The sequence below is a fragment of the Sphingomonas sp. genome (assembly GCF_036677245.1).
Taxonomy (GTDB): Bacteria; Pseudomonadota; Alphaproteobacteria; order Sphingomonadales; family Sphingomonadaceae; genus Allosphingosinicella.
Genome location: NZ_JAKFCG010000118.1, coordinates 1 through 14,559, shown reverse-complemented (window position 1 = coordinate 14,559; position 14,559 = coordinate 1). Strand labels below are relative to the sequence as shown.

Sequence of the window (14,559 nt, the reverse complement as noted above, 5' to 3'; positions counted from 1 at the left end):
TATTTCGAAGGTAATCTCGAGGCCTGGCGGGCGCTTGAAGAAGCCTATCGCGTCGGCCAGCTCCGCGCGATTGGCGTCTCCAATTTTGAGCGCGCCGATCTCGACAACATTCTCGACAATTCCAGTGTCGCGCCGATGGTCAATCAGGTCCTGGCCCATGTCGGGAACACGCCATTCGACCTGATCGACTATTCGCGATCGAGGGGGCTTCTGGTCGAAGCCTATTCACCCGTCGGCCATGGCGCGGTGTTCGACAACGCCGATCTTCGCGAGCTCGCCGGGAAATACGGCGTGAGCGTTGCTCGGCTTTGCATTCGTTATTGCCTCCAGCTCGGCCTGCTTCCGCTGCCCAAGACGAGCAACCCGGCCCATATGCGCGACAATGCTGCGCTGGATTTCGAGATCTCCGATGCGGACATGCAAACCCTGGCCGGCGCAAATGAGGGCATGGACTACGGCGAGGCGAACAGATTTCCGGTGTTCGGAATAGCAAGATCGGTCGGGTGATCGGCCTTAGGCAGAGCTCCACTTGGCGGTAAGCCGGGCTCTGCCTTGCTCTCGCGGCAAGCTATGGCCTGGCCTACTCCCCGGCACCGCTGGTCACCGCACCGTGCGAGGCCGAGCCGACCAGCTTGGCATATTTGGCATAGACGCCGGTGACCTTGGGCTGCGTCCATTTCGCCTCGCCGCGGCTGGCGAGGTCGGCGTCGGTCTCCATCACGCGCGCCTCGACGTCGATCGCGACCCTGTCGCCGGTGCGGAGCAGGGCGATCGGGCCGCCGCGCGCCGCCTCGGGCGAGACGTGGCCGACCATGAAGCCGTAGGTTGCTCCCGAGAAGCGGCCGTCGGTGACCAACGCGACGTCGTTGCCGAGCCCGCGGCCCTGGATCGCCGCGGTGATCGCCAGCATCTCGCGCATCCCTGGGCCGCCGGCCGGACCTTCGCCGCGGATCACGACGACGTCGCCGGGCTCGATCTGGCCGTGCGTCAGCGCCTCGAAACAGGCTTCCTCGCCGTCATAGACCTTGGCCGGCCCCTCGAAGCGCAATCGTTCGTGGCCCGCCAGTTTAACGACGCAGCCGTCGGGGGCGAGGTTGCCGTAGCAGATGCCGAAGCCGCCGCGCTCCTTGATCGGACGCTCGGCCGAGACGATCACTTCCTGGCCCGGGCGCTCTTCGGCGCCTTCGAAGTAGGAGAAGAGCGACCGGCCGGTGACGGTGGGCGCGTCGACGATGAAACCGCCCTCCATCAGCCGCCGCCCGAGCAGGGGCGTGCCGCCCGCCGCGGCCATGTCGGGCGCCATGAAGCGCCCGCCCGGCTTGAGGTCCGCGATCACCGGCGTCTCGCGCGAAACCTCGTCGAACATGTCGATGTCGAACTCGCTCTCCGGAATGCCCGCCTCGCGCGCGATCGCGAGCAGGTGGAGGACGAGGTTGGTCGAGCCCGCGGTGGCGGTGCCGGCGACGGCGGCGTTGCGCAGGCCCTGCGGCGTAATCAGGCTGCGCGCGTTGCGGCCGGCCTTGAGCGCGTCGACCACCGCGCGCCCGGCCTGATAGGCGGCGTCGGGCTTGTCGGGATGGACGGCGGGGATGTCGTTGAGGCCCATCGGCGAGAGGCCGAGGAAGCTCATCGCCACCGCCATCGTGTTGGCGGTGAACTGGCCGCCGCAGGCGCCGGCGCCGGGGCAGGCGGCCTTTTCGACCCTCGTGAGCTGCGCATCGTCGATCGTGCCGGCGCTGTGCGCGCCGACCGCCTCGAACACGTCCTGGATGGTCAGCGCCTTGTCGCCGAGCCGGCCGGGCATGATCGAGCCGCCGTAAAGGATCACGCTCGGCAGATCGAGGCGGGCGGCGGCCATCGCCGCGGCCGGGATCGTCTTGTCGCAGCCGACCAGGAACAGCACCGCGTCGAGCGAATGGCCGCGCACCGCGAGCTCGGCGGAATCGGCGATCGTCTCGCGGCTCATCAGCGAGGCGCGCATTCCGGCGGTGCCCATCGAGATGCCGTCGGTGACGACGATCGTGTTGAAATCGACGGCGGTGCCGCCGGCTTCCTCGATGCCCCGCCGGGCATGGTCGGCGAGCCCGCGCAAATGCATGTTGCACGGCGTGACGCTGGTCCAGGTGTTGACGATCGCGATCATCGGCTTCGCCATCGCTTCGTCATCGAAGCCGGCGGCGCGCAGCATCGCGCGCGCGGCGGCCCGGGCCGGTCCTTCGACCATTTCGCGCGACGGCAGATCAGACGGTGACATGCGTTTTCCTTGCTGGGAGAGGGGCGCTTAATGGCGAAGCCGGCCGCGACGCGCAACCTTGCTCGATTCCGCCGACGGCGGCCGCGGCGGATTTTCTGCTTGCGCGGCGAGCGCGGCGCGTCATATGCTGCACCGCACAGACGTCTGCGTGAACGCGGACGCGCTTACCACATTCCTGGCCGTATCTTGGAACGAACATGCCGCCGACGACCATATCGAATGTTCGCAGGAAACGGGCCGCGCGTGGCGGCGCGGATGCACTTGATCTTATTAAGGCAATTACCAGCTGCGATAAGGGAGCGGTGAACGGCTCTGATTGACGGTCTAGACTAGACCAGAAACAGAAGACCCCCCGCTCCGGACGAGCGGGGGGTTTTTCTTTGCAACGTGTGGTTCGGGGCGTGGTTCGGACAAGGTTTCGATGAGGGATCAGCGAGTGACGAGGATAATCGTTCTTCCAGGTGACGGGATCGGCCCCGAAGTGGCGGCCGAGGCAAGGCTGTGCCTCGAGCTGGTCTCCGAGCGCTTCGGCCTCGGCTTCACCTTCGAGGAGCATGATTTCGGCGGCGCCGCAATCGACCGCCACGGAGTTCCGCTGCCGGAGGCGACGCTCGCCGCCTGCACGGCTGCCGATGCGATCCTGCTCGGCGCGGTCGGCGGCCCGCGCTGGGACGATGCCAAGGAACGCCCGGAGATCGGCCTGCTCAAGCTGCGCAAGGCGCTCGGCCTGTTCGCCAATCTACGCCCCGCGCGGATCATGCCCGGGTTGGAGGAATATTCGCCGCTCCGTGCCGACATCGCCGCCGGCGCCGACGTGCTGGTGGTGCGCGAGCTCACCGGCGGCCTCTATTTCGGCGAGAAGACCCTCGAGCAGGATCGCGCGAGCGACCTGTGCACCTACACCCGCGAGGAGATCGAGCGGATCGCGCATGTCGCATTCCAATGGGCTCGCCAGCGCAGCGGCCGCGTGACCTCGGTCGACAAGGCCAACGTGCTCGCCACCTCAAAATTGTGGCGGCGGGTCGTGAGCGAAGTCGCACAGGACTATTCCGACGTCGCGCTCGACCATCTCTATGTCGACGCGGCGGCGATGCATCTCGTCACCTCGCCGACCAGGTTCGACGTCCTGCTTACTGAGAACCTGTTTGGTGATATCTTGTCGGACGAGCTTTCGGTGATCGGCGGCTCGATCGGGTTGCTCGGGTCGGCAAGCCTCGGCACCGGCGGCGCGGGCATGTTCGAGCCGATCCACGGCTCCGCGCCGGACATCGCCGGCAAGGACATCGCCAACCCGGCCGGCGCGATCGCCAGCGCAGCGATGCTGCTCGACCATCTCGAGCTGCCCAGCCAGGCGCGGCTTCTCGAAGCCGCGCTCGAGCAGACCTTGCGCGAGGGCCATCGCACCGCCGATCTCGGCGGCGCGGTCGGCTGTGCCGCGTTCGGCGCCCGAGTTCGCGAGATCCTCGACGGGGCTGCCGCCGCGCCGCGCGCTCCCGCCCACGTGCAAGCAAGCTTGTGAAGGGATGATCATGACCGAACGGCCGCGCACGCTCTACGAGAAGATCTGGGACGCTCACATCGTCGAGCAGCGCCCCGACGGCACCTGCCTGATCTACATCGATCGTCATCTCGTCCACGAAGTCACCTCGCCGCAGGCGTTCGAGGGGCTGCGGCTTGCGGGCCGCAAGGTGCGGCGTCCCGAGCTGACCCTGGCGGTACCGGACCATAACCTTCCCACCACCCGCCGGGTCGGGGAGGACGGCGCACGCCTGCCGATCGTCGATCCGCGCAGCGCCGAGCAGCTCGCCGCGCTCGAGGACAATGTCGCCGAGTTCGGCATTCCCTATATTACCGACATCGCGGCCGAGCAGGGCATCGTCCACGTCATCGGGCCGGAGCAGGGCTTCACCCTGCCGGGCACGACCCTGGTGTGCGGCGACAGCCACACCGCGGCGCACGGCGCGCTCGGCGCGCTCGCGTTCGGCATCGGCACCAGCGAGGTCGAGCATGTCCTCGCGACCCAGACCCTGCAGCTCAAGCCGTCGAAGACGATGGAAGTGCGGGTCGAGGGCAAGCTCGGCTTCGGAGTGACGCCCAAGGATCTGATCCTCGCGATCATCGCCAAGATCGGCGCCGCCGGCGGCACCGGCTATGTGATCGAATATCGCGGCAGCACGTTCGACGAGATGAGCATCGAAGGCAGGCTCACCGTCGCCAACATGTCGATCGAGGGCGGCGCGCGTTCGGGCCTGTTCGCGCCCGACGAGAAGACCTTCGCTTATCTCAAGGGCCGGCCGATGGCGCCGTCGGGCGAAGAATGGGAGCGCCAGGTCGCTTATTGGCGGACGCTGCGCACCGACGAGGGCGCGCGCTTCGATCGCAGCGTCACGCTCGACGCTGCCGACGTCGCGCCGAGCGTCACCTGGGGGACCAGCCCCGAGGATGTTGTGCCGATCACCGGGGTGGTGCCCGATCCGCAGAGCTTCGCCGATCCGAGCAAGCAGACCGCGGCGCGCAAGTCGCTCGAATATATGGGTCTCGAGGCGGGCACGGCGCTCAGCGACGTCGCGGTGCAGCATGTCTTCATCGGCAGCTGCACCAACAGCCGCATCGAGGATCTGCGCGCGGCGGCCGGGATCGTGCGCGGCCGCAAGGTCAGCCCGACCATCCGCCAGGCGCTCGTCGTCCCCGGTTCGGGCCTGATCAAGCACCAGGCCGAGGCCGAGGGGCTCGACCGCATCTTCATCGAGGCCGGCTTCCAATGGCGCGAGCCGGGCTGCTCGATGTGCCTTGCGATGAACCCGGACAAGGTGCCGCCGCAGGAGCGCTGCGCCTCGACCTCGAACCGCAATTTCGCGGGCCGCCAGGGCCCCGGCGCGCGGACCCATCTCGTCTCGCCGATCATGGCGGCGGCGGCGGCGGTCACCGGCCGCCTCACCGACGTGCGCGAGCTGATGCGCGAAGGGGAGCCCGCCTGATGGAGCCGATCACCCGCATCCACGGCCGCGCCTATCCGCTCGGGCTCAAGAACGTCGACACTGACGCGATCATCCCGGCCGAATATCTCAAGACGATCAAGCGCACCGGCCTTGGCCGCCATGCGTTCGAGGCGATCCGCAGCGATCCCGCCAACCTGTTCGACGATCCCGAGTATAAGGGCGCGCCGATCGTGATCGCCGGCGACAACTTCGGCTGCGGCTCGAGCCGCGAGCATGCCGCCTGGGCGTTGCTCGATCTTGGCGTCACCACGGTGATCGCGCCGAGCTTTTCGGACATTTTCTCGGGCAATGCGTTCAAGAATGGAATTGTCACGGTTGTGCTGGATCAAGCCGCGATCGATCGTTTAATGGAGGTCGCGCAGGAACATCCGATCACCGTCGATCTTGAGACGATGACGGTGACCTCTCCGCTGCAGGACCGGTTCGCGTTCGAGCTCGATCCGTTCAGGCGTGAATGCCTGATGCAGGGACTCGACGAGATTGCGCTGACCTTGACGAGCGAAGCCGCGATCAGCGCGTATGAGACTAAGACCAGGAGCCTTGGGTAGATGGTGCAGCAGCCGGAAGGACGGGTGCCGGAGCGGCAGGGGCTTTACGATCCCCGCAACGAGCACGATGCCTGTGGCGTCGGCTTTGTCGCCGATGTGAAGGGGCGCAAGTCCAACGACATCATCCGTCAGGGCCTGCAGGTGCTGGCCAATCTCGACCATCGCGGCGCGGTCGGCGCCGATCCTTTGGTCGGCGACGGCGCCGGCTGCCTGATCCAGCTTCCCGATCGGCTGTTCCGCGCCTGGGCGGAGGGCGAGGGCGTAACCCTGCCGCAGCCGGGCGATTACGGCGTCGCGATGTGCTTCCTGCCGCAGGACGAGGAATCGTGCGAGGCCGCGGTCGCCCAGTTCGAGCGGTTCGTCAGCGGCGAACGCCAGCAATTGCTCGGCTGGCGCGACGTGCCGGTCGACACCGAAGGCCTCGGCAAGACCGTGCTCGAGACGATGCCGGTGATCCGCCAGGCGATCGTCGGCAAGGGCAGCCACGTCAGGGATCAGGATGCGTTCGAGCGCAAGTTGCTCGCGATCCGCAAGCAGATCCAGAACCCGCTCGCGGAGCTTGCCGCCAAGCGCCACCTGCCCGGGCTCGGCAATTTCTACATCCCGTCCTTCTCGACGCGGACGATCGTCTACAAGGGTCTGCTGCTCGCGACCCAGGTCGGCAGCTTCTACAAGGATCTCAGCGATCCGTTGACCGAATCGGCGCTGGCGATGGTGCACCAGCGCTTCTCGACCAACACCTTCCCGTCGTGGAAGCTCGCGCATCCGTTCCGCTATTTGTCGCACAACGGCGAGATCAACACGGTGCGCGGCAACGTCAATTGGATGAACGCGCGCCGCCGCACGCTCGAATCGCCGCTGCTCGGCGCCGATCTCGACAAGATGTGGCCGCTGATCCCGCACGGCCAGTCGGACACCGCTTCGCTCGACAATGCGCTCGAGCTGCTCGTCGCGGGCGGCTATTCGCTCGCCCATGCGGTGATGCTGCTGATCCCCGAGGCGTGGGCCGGCAACACGCAGATGGAGCCCAAGCGCCGCGCCTTCTACGAATATTATGCCGCGCTGATGGAGCCGTGGGACGGCCCGGCCGCGATCGCCTTCACCGACGGCCGCCAGATCGGCGCGACCTTGGACCGCAACGGGCTTCGCCCCGCGCGCTTCATCGTCACCGACGACGACATGGTCGTGATGGCGTCGGAATCGGGAGTGCTGCCGATCCCGGAGGAGAAGATCGTCCGCAAATGGCGTCTCCAGCCCGGCAAGATGCTGCTGATCGACCTCGAGGAAGGCCGCATCGTCGAGGATGAGGAGATCAAGACCAGGCTCGCCGAGGAGGAGCCCTATGGCGAGTGGCTGCGCGAGACGCAGTTCAACCTCAAGGACCTTCCGCCGAGCCCGCACGGCGCGCCGCCGGTCGATCCGGCGAGCCTCGGCAAGCGCCAGCGCGCGTTCGGCTTCACCCAGGAGGATCTGAAGTTCTTCCTCGCGCCGATGGCCAAGGCGGCCGACGAGCCGGTCGGCTCGATGGGCACCGACACGCCGATCGCCGTGCTCTCCGAGCGGGCGAAGCTGCTCTACGACTATTTCCAGCAGAATTTCGCGCAGGTCACCAATCCGCCGATCGATCCGATCCGCGAGGAATTGGTGATGTCGCTGGTGTCGATGATCGGGCCGCGGCCCAATCTGCTCGGCCACCATGCCGGCACCCACAAACGGCTCGAAGTGTCGCAGCCGATCCTCACCAACGAGGATCTCGAGAAGATCCGCTCGATCCAGGAGGTGATGGACGGCGCCTTCCGCACGACCACGCTCGACGCGACCTGGCCGGCCGCCGCGGGGCACGACGGCCTCGAGGCGGCGCTCCAGCGGCTCTGCATGGAGGCGACCGAGGCGGTGCTCGCCGACGCCAACGTGCTGATCCTGTCCGACCGCGCGGTGAGCGCGGAACGGATCGCGATCCCGGCGGCGCTCGCCACCGGCGCCGTGCACCATCATCTGATCCGCCAGGGCCTCAGGATGCAGACCGGCCTCGTCGTCGAGACTGGCGAAGCGCGCGAGGTGCATCATTTTTGCGTGCTTGCCGGCTATGGCGCCGAAGCGATCAACCCCTATCTCGCGTTCGAAACGCTCGACGCCTTGTGCGCGAGCGGCGATCTCGCGCTCGCTCCTGAAAAGGCGCACGCCAATTACATCAAGGCGGCGGGCAAGGGCATCCTCAAGGTCATGTCCAAGATGGGCATCTCGACCTACCAGAGCTATTGCGGCGCGCAGATCTTCGACGCGATCGGCCTCGCCTCGAGCTTCATCGAGAAATATTTCACCGGCACCGCGACGATGATCGAGGGCGTCGGCATCGGCGAGATTGCGCAGGAGGCGGTGCGCCGCCATCGCGACGCTTATGCGCCGCATCCGCTCGAAGGCGAGACGCTCGATGTCGGCGGCGCTTATGCCTATCGCATCGGCGGCGAGGACCACGCCTGGACGCCGCAGTCGGTCGCGAACCTGCAGCATGCGGTGCGCGGCAATCTTCCCGACGAATATGCCGCCTTTGCGCGCAGCATCAACGAGCAGAACCGCCGGCTCCTCACCGTCCGAGGGCTGATGCAGTTCAACCTTGCCGATCAGCCGGTGCCGATCGACGAGGTCGAGCCGGCCAGCGAGATCGTCAAGCGCTTCGCCACCGGCGCGATGAGCTTCGGCTCGATCAGCCGCGAGGCGCACACCACGCTCGCGATCGCGATGAACCGCATCGGCGGCCGCTCGAACACCGGCGAGGGCGGCGAGGAGCGCGACCGCTACACGCCGCTCGCTAACGGCGATTCGATGCGCTCGGCGATCAAGCAGGTGGCGTCGGGACGGTTCGGCGTGACCGCCGAATATCTCGTCAATTCCGACGACATCCAGATCAAGATCGCGCAGGGCGCCAAGCCCGGCGAGGGCGGCCAGCTGCCCGGCCACAAGGTCGACAAGCATATCGCCGCGGTGCGTCATTCGACACCAGGCGTCGGGCTGATCTCGCCGCCGCCGCACCACGACATCTATTCGATCGAGGATCTCGCGCAGCTCATCCACGACCTCAAGAACGTCAATCCGCGCGCCCGCATCTCGGTCAAATTGGTGTCCGAGGTCGGCGTCGGCACGGTCGCCGCTGGCGTCTCGAAGTCGATGGCGGACCATGTCACCATCTCGGGCTTCGAAGGCGGCACCGGCGCATCGCCGCTGACCTCGCTGACCCATGCCGGCCTCCCCTGGGAGATCGGGCTCGCCGAGACCCAGCAGACCTTGATCCTCAACGGGCTGCGCGGCCGCATCTCGGTGCAGGCCGACGGCGGCCTGCGGACCGGCCGCGACGTCGCGGTGGCGGCGATTCTCGGGGCCGACGAGTTCGGCTTCGCGACCGCGCCGCTGATCGCGGCGGGCTGCATCATGATGCGCAAATGCCATCTCAACACCTGCCCGGTCGGGGTCGCGACCCAGGATCCGATCCTGCGCGCGCGCTTCACCGGCCAGCCCGAGCATGTCATCAACTACTTCTTCTTCGTCGCCGAGGAGCTGCGCGAGATCATGGCATCGCTCGGGGTGCGCAGCTTGAACGATATGATCGGCCGGCCCGAGCTGCTCGACATCAGCCCGGTGATCGATCACTGGAAGGCGCGCGGCGTCGATCTCAGCAGGATACTCTACCAGCCGAAGGTCGATCCGTGGATCGCGCGCTGGAACAGCGAGACGCAGGAGCATGGTCTCGGCGCCGCGCTCGACCATCTGCTGATCGCCGAATCGCACGCGGCGCTCGAGCGCCGCGAGCCGGTGCGGATCGACCGCGAGATCCGCAACATCAACCGCAGCGTCGGTGCAATGCTGTCGGGCGAGGTCGCCCGCCGCTTCGGCCACGAAGGGCTGCCGGCGGACACGATCGCCGTCCAGCTGCGCGGCACCGCCGGCCAGACCTTCGGCGGCTTCCTCGCGCATGGCGTGACCTTGGACCTGATCGGCGATGCCAATGATTATGTCGGCAAGGGCCTGTCCGGCGGCCGGGTGATCGTGCGCCAGCCCGACGTTCGGCGCGATCCGACCGCCAACATCATCGTCGGCAACACGGTGCTGTACGGCGCGATCGCCGGCGAGGCCTATTTCAACGGCGTTGCCGGCGAGCGTTTCGCGGTCCGCAATTCGGGCGCGGTCGCGGTGGTCGAGGGCGCCGGCGACCATTGCTGCGAATATATGACCGGCGGCGTGGTCGTCGTGCTCGGCGAGGTCGGCCGCAATTTCGCGGCGGGCATGTCGGGCGGCGTCGCCTATGTCTACGATCCGCACAAAAGGCTCGATGCGCAATGCAACAAGGCCGGCGTGGCGCTCGAGCCGGTGCAGCTGGCCGATCGGGGCGACGATTCGCGCGCGCCGCGGCAGCGGGCGCCGAGCGTCTATGACAATGGCATGGGCGACATGAGGCGCTTCGACGCCGAACGGGTGCGCATCCTGGTCGAGCGCCATCTGCTCGCGACGGGCAGCGCGCGGGCGCGCGAGATCCTCGACGATTGGTCGAACGCGCTCGGGCATTTCGTCAAGGTGATGCCGGTCGAGTATAAGCGCGCGCTCGCCGAGATCGAGGCGGAAGCTGCTCAGCCCGTCACCGTCGCGGCCGAGTGACGCGCGCCTAGAGCATCGTGCGCAAAAGTGGGAACCGGTTTTGCGCAGAAAACGATGCGGCAACAGACGATTAGAGCGGGATGCGTGATCCAGATATCGCGCATTCCGCTCTAGATTTCCGGAGACGAAGCGAAATGACCAACCCGACGGGTTTCCTCAAGATCGAGCGCAACGATCGCGACTATCTGCCGCCCGCAGAGCGGCTGAAGACGTGGCATGAATTCGTGCGGCCGATGCCCGAGAAGGCGATCGAGCGGCAGGCGGAGCGCTGCATGGATTGCGGCATTCCCTTTTGCCACTCCGGTTGCCCGGTCAACAATCTGATCCCGGATTGGAACGACCTCGTCCATCGCGACGAATGGCAAGCCGCCGTCGGCCGTTTGCACCAGACGAACAATTTCCCCGAATTCACCGGCCGCGTCTGCCCCGCCCCGTGCGAGGCGTCGTGCACGCTCAACCTCACCGACAATCCGGTGACGATCAAGTCGATCGAATGCGAGATCGCCGACCGCGGCTGGCAGAACGGCTGGGTCAAGCCGCAGCCCGCGCAGCGCGGCACCGGCAAGCGCATCGCCGTGGTCGGATCGGGCCCGGCGGGCCTCGCCTGCGCCCAGCAGTTGGCGCGCGCCGGCCACGCGCCGACGGTATTCGAGAAGAGCAACCGTATCGGCGGCCTGCTTCGCTACGGCATTCCCGATTTCAAGATGGAGAAGCATCTGATCGATCGCCGCATCGCGCAGATGGAGACCGAAGGCGTGATCTTCCGCTGCAACATGCATGTCGGCAAGGATGTGTCGGTGCAGCGGCTGCTCGACGATTACGATATATTGGTGATGGCCGGCGGCGCCGAGCTGCCGCGCGACCTCGAGGTGCCGGGGCGCGAGCTCGACGGCGTCCATTTCGCGATGGATTTCCTGACCCAGCAGAACAAGCGCAACGCCGGCGACGACGAGGCCATGGCTGCGCCCGACGGCACATTGAGCGCGCATGGCAAGCATGTCGTCGTGATCGGCGGCGGCGACACCGGCTCGGACTGCATCGGCACCTCGAACCGCCAGGGCGCGCGCTCGGTCACCCAGCTCGAGATCATGCCGCAGCCGCCGGTTCGCGAGAACAAGGAGCTCACCTGGCCCAATTGGCCGCTCAAGATGCGGACCTCCTCGTCGCAGGAAGAGGGCTGCGAGCGCGATTTCTCGGTGCTGACGACGCAGGTGCTCGGCGAAGACGGCAAGGTCACCGCGCTGCAATGCGCGCGCGCCGAGATGGTGCGCGGTGAGGACGGCCGCATGGCAATCCAGCAGGTTGCTGGAAGCGAGTTCGAGATCCCCGCCGATCTCGTCCTGCTCGCGATGGGCTTCGTCGGCCCGCGCCGCGAGGCTCTGGTCGAGCAGGCGGGGGTCGAGCTCGATCCGCGCGGCAACGTCAAGGCCGACATGAAGGATTACCGCACCTCGGTGCCGCGCGTGTTCGCCTGCGGCGACATGCGCCGCGGCCAGTCGCTGGTCGTCTGGGCGATCCGCGAGGGCCGCGAATGCGCCGAGGCGGTCGACGCCTTCCTCACCGCGCATCCGGCCGAGCGGACGGCAGCGCTCGCCGCGGTCTGATCCCGTGCCCCTAATCCGGGGACACAATACCTATTAGATGGCGACCGCGGGTTCGAGGATACTGATCGAGCCCACGGCGGCATCGATCTCCGCGCGCACGCCGACCGGTATGGCGAACTGGTTGGCGACATGGCCGATCAGCGCGCCCGAGAAAGCGGGAACGCCGAGCGGAACGAGATGCTGCGCGAGGACCTGCGGCAAGCTGAAGCCGCTATAGCCGGTTACGTCAATCTGGCAGCCGGTGCATTGGCCGAAGACCACGCCCGCGACACGTCGAAGAATGCCGGCCTGGCCAAGCTGGGTGAGCATCCGGTCGATGCGATATTCGGCCTCGCCGGTATCTTCAAGGAACAGGATCGCGCCGCTGAAGTCGGGCAGATAGGGCGTCCCGACCAGCGCAGCGAGCACCGAGAGATTGCCGCCGAGCAGCCGGCCGCTCGCCTTTCCGACTCGGATGGTGGCGGTGCGCCATCTCTGCTGCAGCAACGGATCGGGCCCCGGATCGGGGCCCGGATCAGGGTTGAGCAGCGTCGGGGTGTCGCCCTGGAAGGCGAGGGTCCAAAAGCTGTTCCACGTCTGCTCCAGCCAGCCGTTCGCGGCGTTGGGCGCATGCACGGTCGGAAAGCCCGCCTGCGCCGCGAAGGCGAGGTGCAGCGCGGTGATGTCGCTGAAGCCGACCAGCAGCTTCGGATTGGCGCGGATCGTCTTCCAGTCGAGGTGCGGCAGCATGCGGGCGCTGCCCCAGCCGCCGTGGACGGCGAAGACCGCGCACACGTCCTTGTCCGCATACATCGCATTGAGGTCGGCGGCGCGCTGGTGGTCGGAGCCGGCAAGATAGCCGTAGCGTGTCAGGACATGCGCGCCGACCTTCGGCACCAGGCCCATGCCGGCGATATTGCTCTTGATCTGCTCGAGCTCCTCCAGATCGTCGCTGAATCCCGCGGGCGCGATCAGCCCGACGACGTCGCCTTGGCGTAGCCGCGGCGGTTTCGCGACGGCGCCCGGCGCTGCTGGGGCTGCGGCTGCGGGGAGGGCAAGCGCGGCGGCAAGCGCGCCCAGGCCCAGCATCGTGGTTCGCCGATCGAGCATTGCCGACCGGTAGCAGCGCGAGCGGCTAAACGCATGGGCAACTTGCCGTTCGGCGCACTCCGGTCCTCCTGCCTAGCGAAGCACTCCCCAATCGGCTGGACCAAGTCTCTGTAAAGCAGTGTTTTTCCTATGCGCTCCTTAACCTTGCTTTCACCGTTTCGAGTCCAATTGGGCGGACGGGGGGGCATGAAGGGAGACCTTGAATGCCCGTTTCGACCATCTTGGCGAGCACCAGCCGCCGCACCATCACCATCTGCAGCCTCGCTCCGGTCTTCGCCGCTGCGGCCCTCGCGGCTTCCCCCGCGGCGGCGCAAAGCGTCTGCACGGTCGGAGTCGGCGGCGTGATCGACTGCACGGCCTCCGCGACGACACCAGCGCCCCCCGGCAGCGGCACGATCGATGTGACCGGCTCGGTCGATCCCTTGGTCGTGACGCTCGCCGACGGCTATGTCGCGAACGGCCCGGTCAATCTCGGCACGATCGGCGGTGCCGACATCGCCATCATCTCCGAGGGCGTCTCGACGATCCAGAACAGCGGGCCCGGCCTCGCCGCCGATTCGAGCGGCGCGATCAATGCCGAGGTGACCAACGTGAGCACCACCGGCGACGACGCGACCGCGGTCGCGCTGACCGCCATGGACGAGGTTATCTTCACCTCGGACGGCACGATCAGCACGATCGGCACCAACTCGGACGGCGTCGCCATCGAGGGCCAAACCGTCACTGCAGATCTTAATCTGGTCCAGACGGATGGCCTGAATGCCCAAGGCGTCGAGATCATCGCCACCGACGGGCCGATCTCGCTCAGCTTCGACACGATCGAGACCAATGGCGATCTGTCGAACGCCACCGTGCTGCGCGGCACTGGCGACGTGACTCTCACCGGTCGGGCGCTGAGCACCCAGGGTACCGACGCGATCGCGTTCGACATCTCGAACGATGCCGCGGCCTGCATCCTGCTCGGCACCGGCGGGTGCGACGTGACCGTCGCCGCCGAGGAAGTGACCACCGAAGGCTTCGGCGGGATTGGCGGCCTGATCGCGAATTCCGGCGACACCAATATCAACATCGGCGTGCTGCGCACCGGCGGCGACGAGGCTGCGGGCCTCGACCTGTCGGCAAGTCCCGCGAGCTGCGTCACGCTTGGAACCGGCGCGTGCGATACCGCTTTCACCGTAGGCGCGCTCACCACCGAGGGCGCTCGCTCGCCCGGCGCGATTGTCCGCGGCAGCGGCGACATCACGGCCGACGTCGGCGTGCTTCGCACCAGCGGCGATGAGGCGGCGGGCCTCGGCCTAGCTGTGAGCTTTCAGTAGGTTGTTCATCCGACCCGAACCGAGGAGACTGAGGTTGCGAAGCTTCAGGACCCAGGAGAGTCGGATGAACATCCATAAGAATGCCCGAACCACCCGCTACAG

The 14,559-nt window shown here is 67.1% G+C and carries 9 protein-coding genes; 7 read left to right on the top strand and 2 right to left on the bottom strand.

From position 1 onward, the window contains the following. A partial coding sequence (locus V6M48_RS12075) for an aldo/keto reductase (protein WP_332812776.1) occupies nucleotides 1-507 on the top strand: 507 nt, incomplete at its 5' end. Between the two features lie 73 nt (nucleotides 508-580). On the opposite strand, the gene ilvD is transcribed toward V6M48_RS12075, so the two are convergent. Next, nucleotides 581-2,254 (bottom strand): dihydroxy-acid dehydratase, encoded by a 1,674-nt coding sequence (gene ilvD / locus V6M48_RS12070; protein ID WP_332812775.1) that lies wholly within the window; start codon nucleotides 2,252-2,254, stop codon nucleotides 581-583. A gap of 436 nt (nucleotides 2,255-2,690) precedes the next feature. Here ilvD and leuB point away from each other — a divergent pair, with 436 nt between their 5' ends. From leuB to V6M48_RS12045, 5 genes are all read left to right on the top strand, one after another. Then, nucleotides 2,691-3,773 carry a 3-isopropylmalate dehydrogenase gene (leuB, locus tag V6M48_RS12065; protein WP_332812774.1) on the top strand — a complete coding sequence of 361 codons (1,083 nt, stop codon included), beginning with the start codon at nucleotides 2,691-2,693 and terminating at the stop codon, nucleotides 3,771-3,773. Nucleotides 3,774-3,783: 10 nt separating this feature from the next. After that, nucleotides 3,784-5,232, top strand: coding sequence for a 3-isopropylmalate dehydratase large subunit (leuC, locus tag V6M48_RS12060; protein ID WP_332812773.1), 1,449 nt, complete (start codon nucleotides 3,784-3,786; stop codon nucleotides 5,230-5,232). Next, nucleotides 5,232-5,801 (top strand): 3-isopropylmalate dehydratase small subunit, encoded by a 570-nt coding sequence (leuD, locus tag V6M48_RS12055; RefSeq protein WP_332812772.1) that lies wholly within the window; start codon nucleotides 5,232-5,234, stop codon nucleotides 5,799-5,801. Before leuC ends, leuD begins: the two co-directional genes overlap by 1 nt. Then, nucleotides 5,802-10,448, top strand: coding sequence for a glutamate synthase large subunit (gene gltB / locus V6M48_RS12050; protein WP_332812771.1), 4,647 nt, complete (start codon nucleotides 5,802-5,804; stop codon nucleotides 10,446-10,448). Nucleotides 10,449-10,582: 134 nt separating this feature from the next. Then, entirely contained in the window at nucleotides 10,583-12,052 is a 1,470-nt protein-coding gene (locus tag V6M48_RS12045; protein WP_332812770.1) for a glutamate synthase subunit beta, read from the top strand. Nucleotides 12,053-12,085: 33 nt separating this feature from the next. On the opposite strand, the gene V6M48_RS12040 is transcribed toward V6M48_RS12045, so the two are convergent. Continuing rightward, nucleotides 12,086-13,120 (bottom strand): S66 peptidase family protein, encoded by a 1,035-nt coding sequence (locus tag V6M48_RS12040; RefSeq protein ID WP_332812769.1) that lies wholly within the window; start codon nucleotides 13,118-13,120, stop codon nucleotides 12,086-12,088. Between the two features lie 224 nt (nucleotides 13,121-13,344). On the opposite strand from V6M48_RS12040, the gene V6M48_RS12035 reads away from it, so the two are divergent. Continuing rightward, entirely contained in the window at nucleotides 13,345-14,457 is a 1,113-nt protein-coding gene (locus tag V6M48_RS12035; protein WP_332812768.1) for a hypothetical protein, read from the top strand. The last annotated feature ends 102 nt before the right edge of the window (nucleotides 14,458-14,559 follow it).

Excerpts from the sequence above, each read along its gene's own strand:
- ilvD (WP_332812775.1), bottom strand. The coding sequence starts at position 2,254 with ATGTCACCGTCTGATCTGCCGTCGCGCGAAATGGTCGAAGGACCGGCC.
- leuC (WP_332812773.1), top strand. The coding sequence starts at position 3,784 with ATGACCGAACGGCCGCGCACGCTCTACGAGAAGATCTGGGACGCTCAC.
- leuD (WP_332812772.1), top strand. The coding sequence starts at position 5,232 with ATGGAGCCGATCACCCGCATCCACGGCCGCGCCTATCCGCTCGGGCTC.
- gltB (WP_332812771.1), top strand. The coding sequence starts at position 5,802 with ATGGTGCAGCAGCCGGAAGGACGGGTGCCGGAGCGGCAGGGGCTTTAC.
- V6M48_RS12045 (WP_332812770.1), top strand. The coding sequence starts at position 10,583 with ATGACCAACCCGACGGGTTTCCTCAAGATCGAGCGCAACGATCGCGAC.
- V6M48_RS12040 (WP_332812769.1), bottom strand. The coding sequence starts at position 13,120 with ATGCTGGGCCTGGGCGCGCTTGCCGCCGCGCTTGCCCTCCCCGCAGCC.
- V6M48_RS12035 (WP_332812768.1), top strand. The coding sequence starts at position 13,345 with ATGCCCGTTTCGACCATCTTGGCGAGCACCAGCCGCCGCACCATCACC.